The organism is Litorisediminivivens sp. KMU-197 (assembly GCF_056858395.1).
This window is the reverse complement of sequence record NZ_JBXEQG010000005.1, coordinates 161287-182224: the sequence shown is the minus strand read 5'-3', so window position 1 is coordinate 182224 and position 20938 is coordinate 161287. Positions and strand designations below refer to the sequence as shown.

Annotated in this window: 18 protein-coding genes; 11 read left to right on the top strand and 7 right to left on the bottom strand. The window is 65.6% G+C overall.

Annotated elements, in window-relative coordinates:
* Nucleotides 1-53: 53 nt before the first annotated feature.
* Together AC04PT_RS13155 and AC04PT_RS13150 are read left to right on the top strand one after the other, a co-directional pair.
* Entirely contained in the window at nucleotides 54-1409 is a 1356-nt protein-coding gene (locus AC04PT_RS13155) for a GH1 family beta-glucosidase (protein WP_482874158.1), read from the top strand.
* A gap of 201 nt (nucleotides 1410-1610) precedes the next feature.
* On the top strand, nucleotides 1611-3656 hold the full coding sequence (locus AC04PT_RS13150; RefSeq protein WP_482874157.1) for an NAD(+) synthase: 2046 nt from the start codon (nucleotides 1611-1613) through the stop codon (nucleotides 3654-3656).
* Between the two features lie 15 nt (nucleotides 3657-3671).
* Here AC04PT_RS13150 and AC04PT_RS13145 read toward each other — a convergent pair whose 3' ends face one another.
* The gene (locus AC04PT_RS13145) at nucleotides 3672-4136 is read right to left on the bottom strand and encodes an NUDIX hydrolase (RefSeq protein ID WP_482874156.1); all 465 of its coding nucleotides are present in this window, start codon (nucleotides 4134-4136) and stop codon (nucleotides 3672-3674) included.
* The gene (locus tag AC04PT_RS13140) at nucleotides 4133-5791 is read right to left on the bottom strand and encodes a Na/Pi cotransporter family protein (RefSeq protein ID WP_482874155.1); all 1659 of its coding nucleotides are present in this window, start codon (nucleotides 5789-5791) and stop codon (nucleotides 4133-4135) included. Before AC04PT_RS13140 ends, AC04PT_RS13145 begins: the two co-directional genes overlap by 4 nt.
* Before the next feature lie 168 nt (nucleotides 5792-5959).
* Between AC04PT_RS13140 and AC04PT_RS13135 the strand changes: the two genes are divergently transcribed.
* The 9 genes from AC04PT_RS13135 to minE all read left to right on the top strand — a co-directional run bounded on the left by AC04PT_RS13135 (nucleotide 5960) and on the right by minE (nucleotide 13214).
* Nucleotides 5960-6775 carry a DeoR/GlpR family DNA-binding transcription regulator gene (locus tag AC04PT_RS13135; RefSeq protein ID WP_482874154.1) on the top strand — a complete coding sequence of 272 codons (816 nt, stop codon included), beginning with the start codon at nucleotides 5960-5962 and terminating at the stop codon, nucleotides 6773-6775.
* Nucleotides 6776-6823: 48 nt separating this feature from the next.
* On the top strand, nucleotides 6824-7798 hold the full coding sequence (phnD, locus tag AC04PT_RS13130) for a phosphate/phosphite/phosphonate ABC transporter substrate-binding protein (RefSeq protein WP_482874153.1): 975 nt from the start codon (nucleotides 6824-6826) through the stop codon (nucleotides 7796-7798).
* A 63-nt stretch (nucleotides 7799-7861) separates the two neighbouring features.
* Nucleotides 7862-8656: a phosphonate ABC transporter ATP-binding protein gene (gene phnC, locus AC04PT_RS13125; RefSeq protein ID WP_482874152.1), complete on the top strand. Its 795-nt coding sequence runs from the start codon at nucleotides 7862-7864 to the stop codon at nucleotides 8654-8656.
* Entirely contained in the window at nucleotides 8653-9468 is an 816-nt protein-coding gene (gene phnE, locus AC04PT_RS13120; protein ID WP_482874151.1) for a phosphonate ABC transporter, permease protein PhnE, read from the top strand. Before phnC ends, phnE (AC04PT_RS13120) begins: the two co-directional genes overlap by 4 nt.
* Entirely contained in the window at nucleotides 9468-10283 is an 816-nt protein-coding gene (gene phnE / locus AC04PT_RS13115) for a phosphonate ABC transporter, permease protein PhnE (RefSeq protein WP_482874150.1), read from the top strand. Before phnE (AC04PT_RS13120) ends, phnE (AC04PT_RS13115) begins: the two co-directional genes overlap by 1 nt.
* Nucleotides 10247-11185, top strand: a complete 939-nt coding sequence (locus tag AC04PT_RS13110) for a TIGR01459 family HAD-type hydrolase (protein ID WP_482874149.1) — start codon at nucleotides 10247-10249, stop codon at nucleotides 11183-11185. The genes phnE (AC04PT_RS13115) and AC04PT_RS13110 overlap by 37 nt, the downstream gene beginning before the upstream one ends.
* A 171-nt stretch (nucleotides 11186-11356) precedes the next feature.
* On the top strand, nucleotides 11357-12097 hold the full coding sequence (gene minC / locus AC04PT_RS13105; RefSeq protein ID WP_482874148.1) for a septum site-determining protein MinC: 741 nt from the start codon (nucleotides 11357-11359) through the stop codon (nucleotides 12095-12097).
* Nucleotides 12094-12942 carry a septum site-determining protein MinD gene (gene minD / locus AC04PT_RS13100; protein WP_482874147.1) on the top strand — a complete coding sequence of 283 codons (849 nt, stop codon included), beginning with the start codon at nucleotides 12094-12096 and terminating at the stop codon, nucleotides 12940-12942. The genes minC and minD overlap by 4 nt, the downstream gene beginning before the upstream one ends.
* The gene (minE, locus tag AC04PT_RS13095; protein WP_482874146.1) at nucleotides 12939-13214 is read left to right on the top strand and encodes a cell division topological specificity factor MinE; all 276 of its coding nucleotides are present in this window, start codon (nucleotides 12939-12941) and stop codon (nucleotides 13212-13214) included. Before minD ends, minE begins: the two co-directional genes overlap by 4 nt.
* Before the next feature lie 15 nt (nucleotides 13215-13229).
* Here minE and guaD read toward each other — a convergent pair whose 3' ends face one another.
* The 5 genes from guaD to xdhA all read right to left on the bottom strand — a co-directional run bounded on the left by guaD (nucleotide 13230) and on the right by xdhA (nucleotide 20915).
* The gene (guaD, locus tag AC04PT_RS13090) at nucleotides 13230-14555 is read right to left on the bottom strand and encodes a guanine deaminase (protein ID WP_482874145.1); all 1326 of its coding nucleotides are present in this window, start codon (nucleotides 14553-14555) and stop codon (nucleotides 13230-13232) included.
* 88 nt (nucleotides 14556-14643) lie between these two features.
* Nucleotides 14644-16218, bottom strand: a complete 1575-nt coding sequence (locus AC04PT_RS13085) for a permease family protein (RefSeq protein ID WP_482874144.1) — start codon at nucleotides 16216-16218, stop codon at nucleotides 14644-14646.
* A 62-nt stretch (nucleotides 16219-16280) separates the two neighbouring features.
* On the bottom strand, nucleotides 16281-17117 hold the full coding sequence (gene xdhC, locus AC04PT_RS13080) for a xanthine dehydrogenase accessory protein XdhC (protein WP_482874143.1): 837 nt from the start codon (nucleotides 17115-17117) through the stop codon (nucleotides 16281-16283).
* Nucleotides 17114-19444 (bottom strand): xanthine dehydrogenase molybdopterin binding subunit, encoded by a 2331-nt coding sequence (xdhB, locus tag AC04PT_RS13075; RefSeq protein ID WP_482874142.1) that lies wholly within the window; start codon nucleotides 19442-19444, stop codon nucleotides 17114-17116. Before xdhB ends, xdhC begins: the two co-directional genes overlap by 4 nt.
* Nucleotides 19445-19457: 13 nt before the next feature.
* Nucleotides 19458-20915: a xanthine dehydrogenase small subunit gene (gene xdhA, locus AC04PT_RS13070; protein WP_482874141.1), complete on the bottom strand. Its 1458-nt coding sequence runs from the start codon at nucleotides 20913-20915 to the stop codon at nucleotides 19458-19460.
* Nucleotides 20916-20938: the final 23 nt, after the last annotated feature.

Genomic DNA, 20938 nt, shown 5'->3' with positions numbered 1-20938 from the left:
ACCCGATACCCAAGATGCCCGTTTCGGGCGGACACACGATACAGGGACATCCCATGACTTTCAGTTTCACCCGTGCCGATTTTCCCGCCGGTTTCCTGTTCGGCGCTGCCACCGCCGCCTATCAGATCGAAGGCCACAGCCTCGGCGGTGCCGGGTCGTCGCACTGGGACACCTATGCCGCCACCCCCGGCAATGTGGCCAACGCCGATGACGGTGCTGTCGCCTGCGATCACTACACCCGCTTCGAAGAGGATCTCGACCTCGTGCAGGCCGCGGGATTCGACATCTATCGGTTCTCGGTTTCCTGGGCGCGGGTCATGCCCGACGGCCGCACGATGAACCCCGAGGGGCTTGCCTTCTACGACCGGTTGGTCGACGCGATTGTCGCCCGTGGTCTCAAGCCCTACCTTACCCTATACCACTGGGATCTGCCTTCGGCGCTGGCCGATATCGGTGGATGGGCCAACCCCGAGACACCCGAGCTTTTCGCAGCCTATACCCGCGCGGTGATCGCGCGCATCGGGGATCGGCTTGCCTCGGTGGCCACGATCAACGAACCATGGTGCGTGGCCTGGCTGTCGCATTTTCTCGGCGCGCAGGCCCCGGGGCTCAGAGACATCCGCGCAGCGGCCCGCGCGATGCACCACATCATGCTCGCGCACGGCAAGGCGCTGGCGGTGATGCGTGACATGGGCCAGTCTAACCTCGGGGTCGTGCTCAACCTCGCCGATCCGCATCCGGCCTCTGATCGGGCCGAGGATGTCGCGGCCACACATACACTGGACGGCATCCACAACCGCTGGTTCCTCGACGCGCTGTTCAGGGGGCAGTACCCCGAGGATATCCTGACAGCGCTGCGCCCACATTTGCCACAGGGGTTCGAGGCCGACATGGCGGCAATTTCCGCGCCGATCGACTGGCTTGGGGTCAACTATTACACGCGCGCCATCGTGGCGGCAGCCCCCGGCACCCCTTGGCCGCATTTCCATGGCGTTGACGGTCCCTTGCCCAAGACCGCCATGGGCTGGGAGATCTATCCGCAAGGACTGGGCACGCTGCTTGCGCGCGTCTGTCGCGATTACACCGGACGGTTGCCGCTATACGTGACCGAAAACGGCATGGCCGGAGACGATGACATCGTGGACGGAGCCTGCGACGACCCCGTGCGGCTCAGGTATTTCGATGACCATCTCCGGGTGGTGCGCGGTCTTATCGCCGAAAATGTACCGGTCATGGGCTATTTGGCGTGGTCGCTTCTGGACAATTACGAATGGGCCTATGGCTACGAGAAGCGCTTCGGCCTCGTCCACGTCGATTACCAGACGCAGAAGCGCACACCCAAGTCGTCCTACAGGGCGTTCCAGGCCGCCATCGCCGCGCCGGTCCAAGCGGACGCCCGCGCCGTATAGGCCGCCTGCAACCGCAGCAAGCCGCTCCGTAGCTGAGTGACCATGCATGGCCGAGCCTGCCCGCGCGAACCAGCTCCGATGGCTAAAGAGCCCGCATCTGTCACGCAGCCGCACACTCTTCTGATACAGACGCGGTGAACCCCGGCGCACGGCGCCCTGACCACCTTGCAACCCCACTGAAAATACGCGCAGAGTTGGGACATGACCCAGTTCACCGCTTATCACACCCACGGCTTCGTCCGTGTCGCCACCTGCACCCCCCGGGTGCGTCCCGCTGACATCGGCTACAACACCGACGCGGTGCTTGCCGAAGCACGGCGTGCCCACGACGCCCGCGCCGATCTGCTGGTCTGCCCCGAACTCTGCCTGTCGTCCTATGCCATCGACGACCTGCACATGCAGGACGCCGTTCTGTCGGCCATCGAGGCGGCCGTCGCCCGGGTGATCGAGGCCAGCACGGACCTGTGTCCGGTGCTTCTGGTCGGGGCGCCGCTGCGGCGCGAGGGCCGGCTCTACAACTGCGCCATCGCCATCTCGCGCGGCAGGGTGCTGGGCGTGGTGCCCAAGTCCTACGTGCCGAATTACCGGGAATTCTATGAAAAACGCTGGTTCGCCCACGGCCGCGGCCTGTCGGGCGACATCACCGTCGCCGGCCAGCAGGCGCCCTTCGGGGACGACCTAATCTTCGCGGCCACGGACCTGCCCGGGCTGATCTTCCACACCGAGATCTGCGAGGATTTCTGGACCGCCGCGCCGCCATCGTCGGACGCCGCGATGGCCGGGGCGCTGATCCTGACCAACCTGTCGGCCTCCAACATCGTGATCGGCAAATCGACCGAACGCCACGTGCTCTGCCAGTCGCAATCCATGCGCGGTCTTGCCGCCTATGCCTATTCCGCAGCCGGTCCGGGCGAGAGCACAACCGATCTGGCCTGGGACGGGCAGGGCATGATCTACGAACTGGGCGACCTGTTGGCGGAATCCGAGCGCTTTGCCACCGAACCGTCGCTGACCCTCGCCGATGTCGATACTGGCCGCATCCTGTCCGAACGGATGCGGACCGGCAGCTTCAACGATGCCGCCTGCCACCATGACCCGGCCTTCCGCCGCATCCACTTCGACCACAAGCCGCATCGGGAAAATGCCGGCCTTGCCAGGCCCATAAGGCGCTTTCCTTACGTGCCTAACCGGGAAAGCCATCTCGATCACGACTGCTACGAGGCCTTCAACATCCAGGTCGAAGGCCTGCAACGCCGGTTTGAGGCGACGCCGGGTGAGACCATGGTGATCGGCATCTCGGGCGGGCTGGATTCCACCCACGCGCTGATCGTCGCCGCCAAGGCCTGCGACCGCATGGGTATCCCGCGAGAGAGCATCCTTGCCTTCACCATGCCCGGGTTCGCCACCTCCGACGGAACCAAATCCAACGCCTGGGCGCTGATGCGCGCCATGGGCGTGACCGCGGACGAGATCGACATCCGGCCCGCCGCACGGCAAATGCTGACCGACATGGGGCACCCGTTTTCAGAGGGCGAACCGGTCTATGACATCACTTTCGAGAACGTGCAGGCCGGGCTGCGCACCGATTACCTGTTCCGGCTGGCCAACCAGCGCAAAGGGTTCGTCATCGGCACCGGCGATCTGAGCGAGCTGGCACTGGGCTGGTGTACCTACGGCGTCGGCGACCAGATGAGCCATTACGCAGTCAACGCGGGCGTGCCCAAGACGCTGATCCAGTACCTGATCCGCTGGACCATCCGGACCGGCCAGTTCGACGGCGCGACCGACAAGGTGCTGCAAGCCATCCTCGACACCGAGATCTCGCCCGAACTGGTCCCGGCGGGCGCGGACGAGGCAATCCAGAGCACCGAGTCGATCATCGGCCCCTACGAACTGAACGACTTTTTCCTCCATCATACGATGCGTTACGGTCAGCCGCCGTCGAAGGTGGCGTTCCTTGCGTGGCATGCCTGGCACGACGTCGATACAGGCCGCTGGCCCGAGGCGTTTCCGCAGGCCAAACGCAACCAGTACGACCTGAAAACCATCCGTCACTGGCTGGAACAGTTCCTGTTCCGCTTCTTCGCCACCAGCCAGTTCAAGCGCTCGGCGCTGCCCAACGGCCCGAAGGTCAGCCCCGGCGGCGCGCTCAGCCCGCGCGGCGACTGGCGCGCGCCGTCCGACAGCGTGGCAACGCCCTGGCTGGAGGAACTGCGCGACAACGTGCCCGAGGACTGGCCGGACTGAGCCGCGCCGGCCGGCTCAGGCGGCCTTGCGCAGCTTGGCAATCATCGCTTGGCTGTCTGGGTCGTCGGCAAGGTCGGCCAGCAGCCTGGCCAGCTCTTTCTCGACCACCAGTTTGGCGGCCTTCTTCGGCGAGAACCAGTGCCGCTTGCGCTGGTGTTCTTCCTTCCAGCGGCGTTTCAGCTTGCTGACGATCATCGGATACAGCGTCACCCGGCAGGCCAGTGCGCTGCCGTCGTCCAACTGCTTGTCATAATGGTAATGGCCAATGGCGCGCTTCGACATGTAGCCAAGCGCCCCCGCTTCCTCGAGCGCCTCGATCTCGGCGGCGCGCCAGGGCTTCTTGCCGTCCATCGTCCAGCCTTTCGGCATCACCCAGCGCCCGGTATCGCGCGAGGTGACCATCAGCACCCGCAGCTTGCCGCCCTTCTCCCAGTGGATCGGCAGGGCGGCTATTTGGGCGGCAGGGGCGCGGCGGCTCATCCAGCCCCCCCGATGACGCGCGGCTTGGCAAGGCGGCTGCCCAGAAGGTCACCGGTTTCCTCGGCGATGGGGTAGGCCACGAAGGCTAGCGCGGCGTTGACCTGCTTGAGCAGGCGCAGCACCTCCTGGTGGATATTGGTGGTCTCGATGCTGGCGGTAGCCCCGTTCTGCAGGCGCTTGAGGTGGCGCTCCTGAAGGTTCTGTTCCTCGATGCGGATGCGGTCCTTTTCGGCAACCAGCTGGCGCGCAGCCTCGGCGTCGCCGGTGGTCAGGACGCTCAGCGCCAATTGCGCGTTGGTGGCGACCTGATCGTGGAACTGTTCGATATCGTCCATGCCTTCGGTCGAAAACGTGACCGCCTCGTCCGACATCTTGCGGGCCAGCGCCACGAGGTTGACGGCAATACGGTCGGCGGCCTCTTCGAGGCTGTTGGCCATGGCGACCAGTTCCAGCGTCTTCTTTTCCTGCGCCGGCTGCAGGTCGTCTTCGCGCAGGCGCGAGACGTAGATCTTGATCTCGAAGTGCATCCTGTCGACCTCATCCTCGCGCAATTCGATCACGCGGGCCAGCTCGGGGTCCCAGTTGCGGAACAGATGGATGGTGGGCACCAGCATGGACTGCACCGTTTCCGCGATGCGCAGCAATTCGCGCTGGGCGCAGGCCAGCGCCAGCGGCGCATGGTCCAGCGCCGCCGGATCAAGCGCCGTGACCTTGCCGGGGGCCGGGGAATGGCGCGGCAGGACCGCATCGGCCAGCCGGGTCAGCGCCGTGATCAGCGGGAGGGCCACGGCTAGCAGCACCGCGTTCAGCGTGATGTGCAGGGTCACCGCCTGCTGCCCGGCATCAGCGCCCAGCAGTCCGAGCGGCAGAAGCCCCGACAGCAGCAGAACCAGCGCCATCACGGTGATCCCTCCCCGCGCCACGAGATTGCCCAGTACCACCAGCCGCGCCGGGCGTTCTTGCCGCCACAGCAGCACGAAGGGCACAAGCGCACCGCCGAGGTTGGCGCCCAGCACCAGCGCCGCCGCCACCGGGGCACCGATCAGCTCGGTGGTGGCGAAGGTGGTAAAGGTCAGCACTGCGGCGAGGCTGGAATGCATCGCCCAGGCCAGCACAGCGCCGACCACATAGGCGCTGGCAAGGTCGCTCTGGAAATAGGCGGCGATGCTTCGCACGATGGGATCGGCACCGATCGGCACCGTGGCGGCGCGGATCATGCCCAGCGCGGTCAGCACCAGCGCAAAGCCGATCAGGATGCGGCCCACCTGCTTGGTGCGGCGTCGGCCAGCCTTGGAGAAGATCACCACGCCCGCCAGCAGGGCGAAGGGCACCAGCGCTTGCACCGGCAGCAACAGCACCTGCGCCATCAGTGCCGACCCGAGGTCGGCCCCCAGCAGCAGCGCCAGGGCCGAAGCCGGGGCCAGCATTCCCGACACCGCGAAGCCCGCGCCGATCAGCGCCACCGCGGCGGAGCTTTGCAGAACGATGGCGGCCAGCGCGCCCCCCGCCGCCGCCGAGACCCGGCGTTCGGACAGCCGCTTCAGACCGCGTTTCAGCTCGGGCAGGAAGGCACGTTCGACCCCGGTGCGGATCAGTCGCACCGACCACAGCAGCAGCGCCACCGCCGCCGCCAGATGGGTGGCGAGAACGATCATGATGCTGGTCCGTCGCTATTCTTTCGCCGTGCCATATTGCCTGCTCTAGCCCTTTAGGCCGTTGGTATACCGGCAATTTTCAACACTCGACCGAGGTTAATGCAACATAATAATTGCAAAACTGCCGGAATCACCACAATTCTGGGCACGCAGCGAGTCGGATGGAAGATGGCGCAGACCGGGACGGACACCATGCAGGCCGAGAAGGGCAGTGGACGGCTGAGAAAGTCTGACCGACGCCGGCGCATCCTGCTTGAATTGAAGCTGCGGCCGCATGTCCGGATCAGCGAATTGGCACGCGATTTCAACGTCTCCAACGAAACGGTGCGCCGCGATCTGGATGCGCTGGCCGAAGACGGGTTGATCTCGCGCGCGCATGGCGGTGCCTCGGCCCCGGCGCAAGGCCATTATCCCACCCTCAATGAGCGCACCACCGCGCGCATCGCCGAACGTGAGCGGATCGGCGGCAAGGCCGCCGCATTGGTGTTAGAGGGCGAGACGGTGATGATCGACTCGGGGGCCACCACCATTCAGCTGGCCCGTGCGCTGGCGTATCGAGGTACGCGCTGCACCGTCATCACCAATTCCATCCCGGTCGCCATGACCATCGGTCACGGCACGCCCGACGTGGTGCTTTGCCCCGGCGAATACCTGGCGGCGGAATCGGCGGTGATCGGGACCGAGACGCTGGATTTCCTGTCGCGTTTCAATGTCGACCGGTGCATGATCGGGGCTTCGGGTCTGTCCGGCGAGGGGCCATCTGAATCGGTGCGCGGCTTTGCCGCCGTCAAGCGGATGATGCTGAGCCGGGCTGCGAAACGGCACTTGCTGATCGATTCACAGAAATTCGGTCGCAAGGGTCTGGCGCGCGTGGGCGCCTTGGCCGACCTTGAATCGGTGGTCGTCGACGCCCCGCCGGAGGGAGACCTGCGGGCAGCGATAGACGGGGCAGGGGTTCACATTCATGTCGCGGAACCGGCCTAGACGACAATAACGACTGCGGCTGAAGCCGCGACCAACCTGGAGGAAAACATGACATCGAAACTTGGACTTCTGCTCGGCGCCTCGGCGATTGCACTTCTGTCGCTCGGCGGCACGGCATCGGCACAGGATTGCGAGCGCGGCGATCTTGACGAACGCTTCTGTGACACCGACGGCGACCTGATCGCCGACATCCCCGAAGATGAAAGCCAGTGGATCGACCCCGACCCGCTGGTCTTTGCCTTTACCCCGGTCGAGGATCCGGCGGTTTACAAGACGGCCTGGACGGATTTCCTTGAACACATGGCCGAAAAAACCGGCAAGGAGATCCTTTTTTTCCCGGTGCAGAACAATGCCGCCCAGATCGAGGCGATGCGTTCGGGCCGTCTTCATATCGCAGGTTTCAACACCGGTTCGAACCCGCTGGCAGTGAACTGCGCGGGCTTCCGCCCCTTCACCATCATGGCGGGCGAAGACGGCAGCTTTGGCTACGAGATGGAGATCATCACCTATCCCGGTTCGGGCATCGAGAACGTCGAGGACATCAAGGGCAAGCAGATGGCCTTTACCTCGCCCACGTCGAACTCGGGTTTCAAGGCGCCCTCGGCGATCCTGAAGGCGGACTATGACATGCAGCCCGAACGTGATTTCGAGCCGGTCTATTCCGGCAAGCACGACAATTCGATCCTTGGCGTCGCCAACCAGGACTATCCGGCAGCCTCCATCGCCAACTCGGTGATGCAGCGGATGCTGGAACGCGATGTCGTCTCCGAAGACCAGATCGTCAGCATCTACAAATCCCAGACCTTCCCGACCACCGGCTACGGCGTGGTCTACAACCTCAAGCCCGAACTGCAGGAGGCCATTCAGGACGCCTTCATGAGCTTCGAATGGGAAGGCACCAGCCTCGAGGAAGAATTCTCGAAGAACGGCGAGGCGCAGTTCATTCCGATCACCTACAAGGAATACTGGGAGGTGATCCGCAAGATCGACGCGGCGAACGACGTCTCCTACGCCTGCGAATAATCCTTCAATCACACCGACAGGCCCCTTCGCGGGGCCTGTCCTTCTGCCGCGTCAGGGGCTTTCATGCTGCGCCTTCAAAAACTAACCAAGACCTACAAGACCGGTGACAAGGCCTTGCAGGGGATCGACCTCGACGTGCCCTCCGGGCAGGTCCTTGCGCTGATCGGCCCGTCCGGAGCGGGCAAATCCACGCTCATCCGGTGCATCAACCGGCTGGTGGAACCCACCGAAGGCGCGGTCTTGCTGGACGACACCGATCTGACCAAGCTCGGTACCGGCGCACTGCGCAAGGCCCGTCGCGAGATGGGGATGATCTTTCAGGAGTACGCGCTGGTCGAACGGCTGACAGTGATGGAGAACGTGCTGTCGGGCCGGCTGGGATACGTCGGCTTTTGGCGGTCGTTCCTGCGGCGCTATCCGCAGTCCGACGTGGACGAGGCGTTCCGCCTGCTCGACCGGGTGGGCCTGCTCCACATGGCCGACAAGCGCGCCGACGAACTGTCGGGCGGACAGCGCCAGCGGGTCGGCATCTGCCGCGCGCTCATTCAGGATCCGAAGCTTCTGCTGGTGGATGAACCCACCGCGTCGCTCGACCCCAAGACCAGCCGCCAGATCATGCGGCTGATCACCGAACTGTGCCGCGAACGCGGGCTGGCGGCGATCATCAACATCCACGACGTGGCGCTGGCGCAGATGTTCGTGCCGCGCATCGTCGGCCTGCGGTTCGGCGAGATCGTCTTTGACGGGCCTCCGGACGGGCTGACCCCTGACAAGCTGACCGAGATCTACGGCGAAGAGGACTGGGAAGCGACCATCGAGAAGGTCGAGGACGTAGAAGACATCGAGGCCGCGGAATGAGCCATCGCGAATTGGACGACATGCTGGGGAAGGGCTGGCGTAAGCCGCATTTCATCCAGCGCCCGGCGTTGCGCTGGGGCATAATCATCGGGTTCATCGCCTATCTCATCGCGGCCTTTCTGACCATCGAGGTGGACTGGAGCCGGGTCTATGCCGGGCTCGACCGGGGCTGGCAGTTCATCCTGTCCTTCACCCGGCCCGATTTCGTCACCCGCGCGGGCGACATCTGGGGTGGTCTGCTGGAAAGCATCGTGATGACGGTGGCCGCCTCGGTCGTCGGTATCCTGATTTCCATACCCATCGGTCTGGGCGCGGCACGCAACGTCGCGCCGCTGCCGGTCTACGTGATCTGCCGCGGCATCGTCGCCATCAGCCGGGCGCTGCAGGAAATCATCGTCGCCATCCTCTTGGTGGCGATCTTCGGCTTCGGGCCGCTGGCCGGGTTCCTGACGCTCTCGTTCGCGACGATCGGGTTTCTTTCCAAGCTTCTGGCGGAAGACATTGAAGCAATGGACCGGGTGCAGGCCGAGGCGATCCGGGCCTCCGGCGCCAAGTGGATGCAATGGATCAACTACGGCGTCCAACCCCAAGTCATGCCACGACTTGTCGGGCTGTCCATGTACCGGATCGATATCAACTTCCGTGAAAGCGCGATTCTCGGGCTTGTCGGCGCGGGCGGCATCGGCGCGACGCTGAACACCGCGTTCGACCGCTACGAATATGACACCGCCGCCGCGATCCTGATCCTGATCATCGGCATCGTCATGGCGCTGGAATACCTGTCGGGCATCATCCGGGCGAGGGTGCAGTAATGCCGGTTCTCGAGAAGGACGGCGCGCAGGTTTGGCGTCTGCGGACCCCGCGCGAAAAGATGCTCCGTTGGGGCGGCTGGCTGACCGGGCTGGTGGTCTTCGCGATCTGCTGGCAGATCATATCCGAAAGCACCACGTGGTTCTTCGTCTGGGACGCGCCGCGCATCGCCAATGACATCTGGACACGGGCAACGCCGCCGCGCTGGGAGTACATCACCCAGCTGGGCAGGCCGATCTGGGACACGCTCAACATCGCTACGCTGGGCACGATCATCGCACTGTTCCTCGCGGTGCCGGTGGCGTTCCTCGCCGCGCGTAACACCACGCCGTCGAAGCTGTTCATTCGGCCGGTCGCGCTTTTGATCATCGTTTCGACCCGGTCGATCAACTCGCTGATCTGGGCGCTCCTGTTGATTGCCATCATCGGGCCGGGGGTGTTCGCCGGCGTCATCGCCATTGCCATCCGCTCGATCGGGTTCTGTGCCAAGCTGCTTTACGAGGCGATCGAGGAGATCGATCATGGGCAGGTGGAGGCCATCACCGCTACGGGCGCGAGCCGCTGGCAGGTCATGGCCTATGGCATCGTGCCGCAGATCATGCCCGCCTTCGCCGGCATTGCGGTCTTCCGCTGGGACATCAACATCCGTGAATCCACCGTGCTGGGGCTGGTGGGCGCGGGCGGCATCGGCCTGCAGCTTTCGGCCTCGCTCAACGTGCTGGCCTGGCCACAGGTGAGCCTGATCCTGCTGGTGATCCTCGCCGCCGTGGTAATCAGCGAATGGGTCTCGGCCAAGGTGCGGGGGGCGATCATTTGAGCGACCTCACGGCCGAGGCGGCGCTTCGGACCTACGAGGCCGTCCGTCACCGCCTGCCGGTCTGCGCCGCAGTGTCAGACCTGCCGCGTCACGCCGAGACGCTGGATGATGTTGCGGCCGACTATGACGTCTTCCTGCTGGACGCCTTCGGTGTGCTCAACATCGGCGAGACGGCGATCCCCGACGTGCCCGGGCGCATCGCGGGCCTTCAGGCGGCAGGAAAGCGGGTGCTGGTGGTGTCCAACGCCGCCGGTTTCCCGCATCGCGCGCTGGTCGAAAAATACGCGCGCCTCGGCTATGACTTCGCGCCCGACGACATCATCACAAGCCGCAAGGCGCTGCTGGCGGGACTGAACGGGCGGCGCGATCTGAACTGGGGGCTGATGGCGACGCGCAAGGCCGGGCTTGACGATCTGGACGGGCTGAACCTCACCTATCTGGAAGAGGACCCGGCCGCCTATGACGCCGCCGAGGGCATCTTGATGGTCGGCAGCGCCGCCTGGACCGAAGAGCGGCAGGCGCTGCTCGAAGCCGCGCTGGAACGCCGCGCCCGTCCGGTTCTGGTGGGCAATCCCGACATCGTCGCCCCGCGCGAGGTCGGCTTTTCCGCCGAGCCGGGACATTTTGCGCATCGGCTGGCCGATCGCACCGGGGTCGTGCCCGAGTTCTTCGGCAAGCCCTTCGACAACATCTTCGACCTTGCCTTCGAGAGGTTGGGAGAGGTTGACCGCAGCCGGGTTCTGATGGTGGGCGACAGCCTGCACACCGACGTGCTGGGCGCGCGGACCGCAGGCGTCGCCTCGGCCCTGATCACCGGCTACGGGTTCTTCGCCGGACAGGACGCGGTGCAAGCGGTGGCGGAGACCGGTATCGTGCCGGACATCATGGTAGCGCGGCCCTGAACCGCGGGATCGGCGCTGCCCATGGTGCCTGTCAGGGCTGCAGGCAGAATTTTGCTGACCGGCGGCACGAAGGTGATTTGAGGGTGCACTAGGTTGCCCGACGTGCAAATCAAGGGAAAAACCACGCGAGCCGACTCGCGGCCCAATTGAGAGCAGTATCGGAGTTTCCACGTGTCCGCATCCGACGCGCAGGACCAGTGCGCCCGCGCGCCGGTCACCCTGAAGCCATTTCAGATCCGCGGCCGGTTTCTGACCGCGCTGTCCCTGCGGATCGAGACCCCGGAACTGGACGACAGCTTCTTGCAGGCACTGGACGATCACATCCGCGCCACGCCGCAGTTCTTTTCCGATGCGCCGCTGGTGCTCGATCTGGGAAGGGCGCCCGAAATCGCCGCGCCGCAGCCACTGCGCGATCTGGTCGATGCCTTGCGTGCGCGCAACCTGCGGGTCTTCGGCGTCGAAGGGGCGGACGCTGATGCCGACGATCTGGCTGCGATTGGCCTGATCCCCGTGGGCGCGGGGCGCGAAGCGCCGCTTCCGGGCCAGCGCAAGGGCCGTGGCAGCCGGGTCGAGAAGCTGCTGCCGCCCGACAACAAACTGATCACCGCGCCGGTGAGGTCGGGCCAGATGGTGGTGGCCGAGCGCGGCGACCTGACCATCGTCGGCCCGGTGTCTTCCGGTGCCGAGGTGGTGGCGAGCGGCAACATCCACATTTATGGCGCGCTACGGGGCCGGGCGATGGCCGGCGTCCACGGCGACGGCAGAGCGCGCATCTTCTGCGCCAAGCTCGACGCCGAACTGGTGGCCATTGCCGGGCTCTACCGCACCTCCGACACGCTGGAAGGGGCCCCTGCCGGGCCGGTGCAGATTTTCCTTGAAGACGACAGGTTGCGCATGGAGGCGCTGGCATGACGACGGAACTCAAAGATGACAGGCCCAAGGGCCGGGTGATCGTGATCACCTCGGGCAAGGGCGGCGTGGGCAAAACCACCTCCGCAGCCGCGATCTCGGCCGGGCTGGCGCAGCGCGGCCACAAGACGGTGGTGATCGACTTCGACGTCGGCCTGCGCAATCTCGACATGACGATGGGCTGTGAACGCCGGGTGGTGTTCGACTTCATCAACGTGATCCAGGGCGACGCGCGTCTGAAACAGGCCCTGATCCGTGACAAGCGGCTGCCCGAGCTGTCGATCCTGCCGACCTCGCAGACCCGCGACAAGGACGCGTTGACCCGGGGCGGTGTAGAGGCGGTGCTGAAGGAGCTGAAGGAAGAGTTCGACTACATCGTCTGCGACAGCCCGGCGGGGATCGAGCGCGGGGCGCAACTGGCCATGTATTTCGCCGATGAGGCGGTGGTGGTGACCAACCCCGAAGTCTCCTCGGTGCGCGACAGCGACCGGGTGCTGGGGCTGCTCAGCAGCCAGACAAAGCGGGCCGAAACCGAGGGCGCCGAGCCGATCAAGGCGCAGGTTCTTCTGACGCGGCACGACCGCGAGCGCATCGAACGCGGCGAGATGATGGGCGTCGATGACGTGCTGGAAATCCTCGCGGTGCCGCTTCTGGGCATCGTGCCCGAGAGCAAGGCGGTGCTCAAGGCGTCGAACCTCGGCACGCCGGTGATCCTGGACGGGCCTTCGGCGGCGGCGCAGGCCTACGAGGATGCGGTGGCGCGGCTGCTGGGCGAAGAGGTGGAAATGCGGGTGCCGGGCGACCGGCGCGCCGGATTTTTTCAGCGACTCCTGAGGCGCACGGCATGAGTTTCTTTGGTTTCTCGTTCAAACCGCGCCGCGAAAGCTCGGCCCGGACCGCCAAGGACCGCCTGCAAATCCTGCTGGCGCATGAGCGCAGCGGAGGCTCGGCCGCGCCCGACTACCTGCCGCAATTGCAGAGCGATCTGGTGGCGGTGATCCGCAAATACGTGACCGTCGAGGATGACGCCGTCGACCTGCGGATGGAGCAGGGGCAGGAGGTGTCCTGCCTCGAAATCAACATCGAACTGCCGTCCGGTGGCGATGCCCGGCGCGCCTGACGCGCCGGGACCGGTTCAGGCCGTGGCCTTCTGCGCGGCGGTCTTGCTGGCGCGCCCGGCGACGTAGGTTTCCGCGATGGCCCGGTCGTCGCCCATGATCTGCAGGATGAAAAGCTCCTCCGACAGGGTCTGCGCCCGCTCGGCCCGCAGCGCCATGGCGGGGGTGGCCTGCGGGTCAAGCACAACGATATCGGCCTCGGTCCCGGCCTCCAACGTGCCGATCCGGTCGGCCAGTCCCAGCGCCTGCGCATTGCCGCGCGTGATCCAGTGGAAGGCGGACAGCGGGTGCAGCTTCTGGCCCTGAAGTTGCAGGACCTTGTAGCCCTCGTTCAGGGTTTGCAGCATCGAATAGCTGGTGCCGGCGCCGACGTCGGTGGCGATGGCGGGGCCAATGCCGCGTGACCGCAACCCGGCGTCCTTGAACAGACCAGAGCCGAGGAACAGGTTCGAGGTCGGGCAGAACACCGGCTTGGCGCCGGTCTCGGCCAGCACGTCGATCTCGCGCGGCTCAAGGTGGATCGAATGACCCAGCAGCGCCTTGTCGTGCAGCAAGCCGTAGTGTTCGTAAACACCGAGGTAATCGGGCGCGTCAGGGTAAAGCTCGCGCGTGAAGGCGATCTCGTCGCGGTTCTCGCTCAGGTGGGTCTGGACGTAGCATTCCGGGTGCTCGGCCACCAGCGCGCCGGCCATGGCAAGCTGTTCGGGGGTGGAGGTGATGGCGAACCGTGGCGTGATGGCATAGAGCCCGCGGCCCCGCCCGTGCCACTTGTCGATCAGCGTCTTGGTCTCGTCATATCCTTGCTGCGGCGTGTCGGTCAGGCCGTCGGGCGCGTTGCGGTCCATCATGACCTTGCCGCCGATCATCCGCATGTCACGGCGCTCCGCCTCGGCGAAGTAGGCCTCGGCCGAGGTCGGGTGAACCGAGCAGAGGGCGACCGCCGAGGTGGTGCCATGGGCGATCAGTTGGTCATAGAAGCGCGCGGCCATGGTGGCGGAATGGGCCGGGTCGGCGAATTCGACCTCGGCCGGGAAAGTATAATTGTTCAGCCAGTCCAGAAGCTGCGCGCCCCACGAGGCGATGACCTGAACCTGCGGAAAGTGGATATGGGTGTCGATGAACCCGGGCAGAAGCAGGTGGGGACGGTGGTCGGTGACCGGAATGCCGGCGGCCTGCGGGGCGAGGCTGTCGTAGGTGCCCACCGCCTCGATCATGCCGCCCGCGATCAGGATCGCGCCGTCCTCGATATAGTCGTAGGCGGCGGTGTCAGTCTCGTCCGCCGGGGCGGCGGTAAAGGTCAGGACGCGTCCGCGCAGGAGGGTCCGGTCGAGTGTCTGCAACATGGTTCAGGTCCGTTCGTTCGTGTGTCGCGGGCCACGCAGGGAAGGATCACATGGCCCGCGCTGTCGGCGGCTAGCAGGGAGAGTCCGCCTATTCTGCCGGTGTCACCCCGACATCGTCGAGCGGCTCCGAAGCCTCATCCCCCGCCTTGTGAAACAGCGGATAGATGAGCAGGAAGCCAGCGGCGATCAGGTAACCCATCGACACCGGGTTGAGGTCCGGCCAGTGCAGGCTTGGCCCATGGATGATGCCCACCAGCGACATCCCAGCGGCGGCCAGTGCGAAGCCTCCGGCGTTCCGGAAGCGCCCGTCGATGGTGCTGGCGACGATGGCGCCCCAGATCAGGCCGGTCAGGATCGCGCCCTGGCTAAGTGCAAGGTGGCCCTGGTAATGTGCGCCCTGTTGCAGCAGCGCTGCCGTCAGTTCCGGGTCGCCCAGTTGCGGCAGGCCCTCGACCGAGCCCGACAATGCGCCCATCAGCGAATTCCACTTCACGATCAGGAAGGCCGAGACGTGGGGCATCATGGCGATGGTCACGGCGGCCATGTGCGCGGGTTTCACCGACATCGCGGTATTGGTGATCAGGCTGAGTGCCACGAAAACCAGCACCGGCGCGGCGGCTGCCACCGGGATCAAGTTGTTGAGGAAGGCGAGCAGGCCGAAGATCGCCGCCACCGGGATCACCACCGCGACACCGATGATATAGCCCGCATGTGCGCCCATCCGCTTGTAGGCCGGATGGCCGATATAGGCAGTGGTCGGGAAGGGCGAGCCGAAGACCGCGCCGATCATGGTGCCCACGCCATCGGTGACCTGGCAGGTGGCGACGGGATAGTGATCGCCCGCGGCCTCGGCGCTTTCGACGTTGTTCATGGTTTCGATGAAGTTGTAGATCTGCACAGGCACCAGCACCAGAAACAGTTCCGGGTTGGCAAACAGGTGCTGGATCCCGGCGATCAGGTCTCCGACATAGGGCAGAGGCAGGTAGATGCCGGTGCCGTCAAGGCTGATCCGCGCCTCGCCGATGGCCAGCGCCACCACGGTGCCGACGATCAGCGCCAAGAGACCCGCCGGGATATTGAACGGCAGGCGGAACCTCCCGACCAGCCCCCAGAGAATGATGATCATCGAGGCGAAGCCCACGAAGGGGTTCTCGAACACCGTTGCCAGCGGCACGGTGCCGATGAACACCAGCGCGATGCCGCAGAGCGTGCCAAGCATCCCCGCGCGCGGTGTCACCCGTTTCAGCCAAGGCCCGATGATGGCGCCCATGGCCGCGACGATGCCGCCCATGAAGCCCGCTCCGATGCCCACCTGCCAGGCCAGCACCGGATCGCTGGTGGCCCAGTAGATCGGGCCGATCACGCCGAACAGGTAGACGAACATCACCGGGGTCGAGATGCCGTAGGGCAGGGCGGTGACGTCACGGCCGGTCTTCTCGGCCTCGCGCTTGGCCAGCCAGGTGTAGACCGCGATGCCGGCGACGATGGCCACCGCCGCGCCCGGCACGATGCGCCCGAAGACGATCTCTGCCGGCATCTGGAACACGAACTGACAGATTCCCGCCAGCACCATCAGGTTGATCAGGTTGTCGGTGAATAGCGCCCAGAAGGCGCTGAAATCGCTGCGTGCAAACAGCTTGTATGTGTAACTCCCATCCCTCATGGGGACCTCCTCCTTGAAATGCGTTGACCCGGGCCGCTCCTCATCGGCCATGGGAACGCTGGCTATTGCGCGGCCATAGGCAGCGCAGGGGTTGCGGCAGTTTCAGAGGTCAGCGCCGCGATCACGTCTGCCACCACGAAGGCGGCGATCACGGCCGGCCGCTTGTCGCGGCTGCCGCCTGCCCCGATGGGGCAGATCAGGGTGTCGATGGTCAGCCCATCGCATTGTTTCAGGCACCATTGCCGGAATTTCGCCCGCTTGGTGGCGCTGCCGATCAGGCCGACATAGGCCGCATCGCCGCGCTCCAGCGCCTCGGACGCCAGCAGGAAATCCAGCCCGTGGTCGTGGGTCAGCACGATGAAGGCGCTGCCCGCGGGCGCGGTCATGATGTCGAACTCGGGGATGGCGCTCTGGCGTTTCTCGACCTGTGCATCGCACAGCGCCAGTTCCTCGGCGCGCTGGTCGATCAGCACGCATTTCACCGGCAGATGCTGGAACAGGTTGGCCAGCGCGCGGCCGACGTGGCCCGAGCCCATGACATAGACCGCGGGTTCGGCGGCATCGTCATCCTCGGCCCGGGTCAGCGCCGCCTGCTTGTCCGCCGCGCTCATCCGTTGCAGGGCAACCTCCACCCGCCCGCCGCAGCACTGGCCGATTTCCGGCCCCAGCGGAATGTCGAGGCTTTGCGCGAGGTCGCCCGCCGACAGCATGCTGCGCGCGGCGTCGATGGCGATGTGTTCCAATTGTCCGCCGCCGACGGTGCCCAAAAGGGCATCTTCGGTGACGAACATCTCGGTCCCGGCCTCGCGCGGCGACGAGCCCAGCACCTTGGTCAGCCGGATCCGGGCCACCGACTCGGTGTCCAGAAACTCGCGGAGTTGCGCGGCCCAGGGCATCATGCACCGCCTTTCAGACGTTCCACCGCCATCAGCACGCGTTCGGGCGTCGCAGGCGCGTCGAGACGCGGACATGTCCGGTAGTCGGCCACCGAGGCCACCGCCATCGACAGCGCCTCCAGCACCGAGATCCCCAGCATGAAGGGCGGCTCGCCCACGGCCTTGGAGCGCTTGATGGTGCGTTCGCGGTTCACCGACCAGTCTGCCAGATCCACGTTGAAGATGCGCGGACGGTCCGACGCCAGCGGGATCTTGTAGGTCGAGGGCGCATGGGTGCGCAGCCGGCCCGCATCGTCCCACCACAGCTCTTCGGTGGTCAGCCACCCCATGCCCTGAATGAAAGCGCCCTCAACCTGGCCCTTGTCGAGGATCGGGTTCAGCGACTGGCCGACGTCATGCAGGATGTCGGTGCGCTCCACCCGGTATTCGCCGGTCAGCGTGTCCACCGACACCTCGGAACAGGCCGCGCCGTAGGCGTAGTAATAGAACGGCCGGCCTTTCCCGGCGGCGCGGTCCCAATGGATGTCGGGCGTCTTGTAGAAACCCGCCGCCGAAAGGTGCACCCGTGCCATGTAGGCCTGTTTCACCAGCGCGTCGAACGCGATGATGTCCTCGCCCACCTTCACCTGGTTTGGCAGGAAGGTGACCTCGCTCTCGGCCACGCCGTATGTCTCGGCCGCGAAGGCCACCAGCCGCGCCTTGATCTGGTCGGCCGCGTCCAGCGCCGCCATCCCGTTCAGGTCCGACCCGGAGGAAGCCGCCGTGGCTGAGGTGTTGGGCACCTTCTCGGTAGTGGTCTTGGTGATCTTGATCCGGTCGAAGTCCACCTGGAAGGCGTCGGCCACGACCTGAGCGACCTTGGTGTTCAGCCCTTGCCCCATCTCGGTGCCGCCGTGGTTCAGGTGGATTGAACCGTCCGAGTAGACGTGGATCAGGCTGCCCGCTTGGTTGTAATGCGTTGCGGTGAAGGAGATGCCGAACTTCACCGGGGTCAGCGCAATGCCGCGCTTGATGAAGCGTGATTTGGCGTTGTCCTCGATGATCTGCTTTCGACGCTGCTGATAGTCCGCGTTATCCTCCAATTCGCCGATCAGCCGGTCGAGGATATTGTCCGTCACCTGCTGGTGATAGGGCGTCAGGTCGCGCCCTTCACTGCCGTAGAAGTTGGCCTTGCGGACCTCCAACGGGTCCTTCCCCAGTTCATAGGCGATCTCCTCGATCATCCGTTCCGCCGCGACCACGCCCTGCGGCCCGCCGAATCCGCGGAAGGCGGTGTTCGAGACCGTGTTGGTCTTCATCGGCCGCGAGGTCAGTCTCACATGCGGGTAGAAATAGGCGTTGTCGGCATGGAACAGCGCGCGGTCGGTGACCGGGCCGGAGAGGTCCGAAGTCCAGCCGCAGCGGGCCGCGAATTCGCCTTCCACCGCCTGAATGCGCCCGTCGTCGTCGAAGGCCACGTCATAGTCGATGACGAAATCGTGGCGCTTTCCGGTGGCGGTCATGTCCTGATCGCGGTCGGGGCGGATCTTGACCGGCCGGTTCCATTTCTTCGCCGCCAGCGCCGCGACGCAGGCAAACAGGTTCATCTGGCTTTCCTTGCCGCCAAAGCCGCCACCCATGCGGCGCACGTTCACCGTGACCGCGTTCGACTGCAGACCCAGCACATGCGCCACCATGTGCTGCGCCTCGCTGGGGTGCTGGGTCGAACAATGCACCGCCACGTCGTCGTCCTCGCCCGGAATGGCGAATGAGATATGGCCTTCGAGGTACATGTGATCCTGACCGCCGACATTCAGCCGCCCCTTGATGCGGTGCGGCGCACCGGCGAAGCCCTCGGCCACGTCGCCCCGCTCCAGCTTCAGCGGATCGGTGACATGGGGATACCCGGCGTCGATCGCGGCAACCGGGTCAAGCGCGTGGGAGAGAACATCGCACTCGACCCGGGCCAGCTCTGCCGCCCGGCGGGCGGCGTCGCGGGTTTCGGCCACCACCGCAAACAGCGGCTGGCCGTGGAATTCGATCCTGTCGGTGGGAAACAGCGGCTCGTCGTGCTTGCCGGTGGGCGAGACGTCGTTGACGCCGGGAATGTCCTCGGCGGTGAGCACGCCCACTACGCCGGGCGCGGCACGAACGGCACTGAGGTCGATGGACTTGAGCGTCGCATGGGTCACTGTCGAGCAGCCTAGGTAGGCGTGCAGCGTGCCCACCGGCTCGGCAATGTCGTCGCAGTATTCGGCGCGGCCGGTGACGTGCTTGATGGCGCTGTCGTGCCGAAGGTCCAGATGGACGGCGCCCTGAACCTCGGTCGAAACGGTGATCTGGTCTTTCATGGTCCTGTCTCCCTTACGCCACGGCCAGCCGGACCGGCGACGTGCCGGATTGCTCATGCCAGAACCGGCGCAGCAGATTGGCGGCTGAGAGCGCCCGGTATTCCGCGCTGGCGCGCCAATCGGTGAGCGGTGTGAAATCCTCCGAGAGCGCCCTTGCCGCGGCCTCGAAAGCGGCTTCGGACCAGGGCTGGCCCACCAGCGCCGCCTCGGCCTGCGCCGCGCGTTTGGGGGTGGCGGCCATGCCGCCAAAGGCAAGACGGGCCTCTGTGATGGTGCCCCTGGTCACGGTGACGCGGAAGCCTGCGGCGACCGAGGAAATGTCCTCATCCCGGCGCTTCGAGATCTTGTAGGCGGCATGGTGCGCGCCTGCCTGCGCAAGCGGCACGCGGATTTCCTCGACAAACTCGCCGGGGGTGCGGTCCTGCTTGCCGTAGTCGATGAAGAAATCCTCCAGCGGCAGGGTGCGGCGGGCCTGCCCATGGCGCAGCACCACCTCGGCGCCCATGGCGATCAGCACCGGGGGCGTGTCCCCGATGGGCGAGCCGTTGGCGATATTCCCGCCGATGGTCCCCATGTTGCGCACCTGCCAGCCGGCAATGCGATCCCAGTACTCGGCCAGATGCGGGAAATGCTCGGCCACCACGGGGCCGAAGTCGGAATAGCTGACACCGGCACCCACGCGGATGACGCCATCGTCGACCGTGATTGCCTTCAGCCCGTCCAGATGCCCGATGAAGATGGCCGGGCCGATGGGCTTGAGGAACTTGGTCACCCAGAGCCCCACGTCGGTGGCCCCGGCGACGATGGTGGCGCCGGGGTTCTCGGCATAGACGGCGGCGAAATCGTCCACGTCGGCGGGCAGGATGGCGCGGTTGTCCGCGGGCCCGGTGACGGTGCGGGCGCCATCCTGAAACGCTGTCAGCGCCTCGGTCACCTGGTCGCGCTCGGCGGTCAGGAGATCTGCGCTGGGTGTGCCATAGCGGCTGACGGCCACGGCGGCACGGATGATCGGCTCATACCCGGTGCAGCGGCAGAGGTTGCCCTGAATGGCGGTCTCGACCTCGGCGGGCGAAGGCTCGGGCGTTTCCATCCAGAGCGCATAGAGCGACATGATGAAGCCCGGCGTGCAGAACCCGCATTGCGAACCGTGGAAGTCGACCATGGCCTGCTGCACCGGGTGCAACCCGCCATCGGGGCCGCGCAGGTGTTCGACGGTGACAACGTGACAGCCGTCCAGCGTGGCCAGAAACCGAATGCAGGCGTTGACCGCCTCGTACCGCAGCGTACCGCCCGCAAGACGGCCCACCAACACGGTACAGGCACCGCAATCACCCTCGGCGCAACCTTCCTTGGTGCCGGTCAGCCGGCGGTTCAGCCGCAGGAAGTCCAGCAGCGTCTGCGAGGCCGCAACCTCGGCCACCTCGACCGGCGCGCCGTTCAGCAGAAATCGGATATGGTCACGCTGTTGCATCATGCTCCTCCCGCAGGGTGTTT

Excerpts from the sequence above, each read along its gene's own strand:
- AC04PT_RS13155 (WP_482874158.1), top strand. The coding sequence starts at position 54 with ATGACTTTCAGTTTCACCCGTGCCGATTTTCCCGCCGGTTTCCTGTTC.
- AC04PT_RS13150 (WP_482874157.1), top strand. The coding sequence starts at position 1,611 with ATGACCCAGTTCACCGCTTATCACACCCACGGCTTCGTCCGTGTCGCC.
- AC04PT_RS13145 (WP_482874156.1), bottom strand. The coding sequence starts at position 4,136 with ATGAGCCGCCGCGCCCCTGCCGCCCAAATAGCCGCCCTGCCGATCCAC.
- AC04PT_RS13140 (WP_482874155.1), bottom strand. The coding sequence starts at position 5,791 with ATGATCGTTCTCGCCACCCATCTGGCGGCGGCGGTGGCGCTGCTGCTG.
- AC04PT_RS13135 (WP_482874154.1), top strand. The coding sequence starts at position 5,960 with ATGGCGCAGACCGGGACGGACACCATGCAGGCCGAGAAGGGCAGTGGA.
- phnD (WP_482874153.1), top strand. The coding sequence starts at position 6,824 with ATGACATCGAAACTTGGACTTCTGCTCGGCGCCTCGGCGATTGCACTT.
- phnC (WP_482874152.1), top strand. The coding sequence starts at position 7,862 with ATGCTGCGCCTTCAAAAACTAACCAAGACCTACAAGACCGGTGACAAG.
- phnE (WP_482874151.1), top strand. The coding sequence starts at position 8,653 with ATGAGCCATCGCGAATTGGACGACATGCTGGGGAAGGGCTGGCGTAAG.
- phnE (WP_482874150.1), top strand. The coding sequence starts at position 9,468 with ATGCCGGTTCTCGAGAAGGACGGCGCGCAGGTTTGGCGTCTGCGGACC.
- AC04PT_RS13110 (WP_482874149.1), top strand. The coding sequence starts at position 10,247 with ATGGGTCTCGGCCAAGGTGCGGGGGGCGATCATTTGAGCGACCTCACG.
- minD (WP_482874147.1), top strand. The coding sequence starts at position 12,094 with ATGACGACGGAACTCAAAGATGACAGGCCCAAGGGCCGGGTGATCGTG.
- minE (WP_482874146.1), top strand. The coding sequence starts at position 12,939 with ATGAGTTTCTTTGGTTTCTCGTTCAAACCGCGCCGCGAAAGCTCGGCC.
- guaD (WP_482874145.1), bottom strand. The coding sequence starts at position 14,555 with ATGTTGCAGACACTCGACCGGACCCTCCTGCGCGGACGCGTCCTGACC.
- AC04PT_RS13085 (WP_482874144.1), bottom strand. The coding sequence starts at position 16,218 with ATGAGGGATGGGAGTTACACATACAAGCTGTTTGCACGCAGCGATTTC.
- xdhC (WP_482874143.1), bottom strand. The coding sequence starts at position 17,117 with ATGATGCCCTGGGCCGCGCAACTCCGCGAGTTTCTGGACACCGAGTCG.
- xdhB (WP_482874142.1), bottom strand. The coding sequence starts at position 19,444 with ATGAAAGACCAGATCACCGTTTCGACCGAGGTTCAGGGCGCCGTCCAT.
- xdhA (WP_482874141.1), bottom strand. The coding sequence starts at position 20,915 with ATGCAACAGCGTGACCATATCCGATTTCTGCTGAACGGCGCGCCGGTC.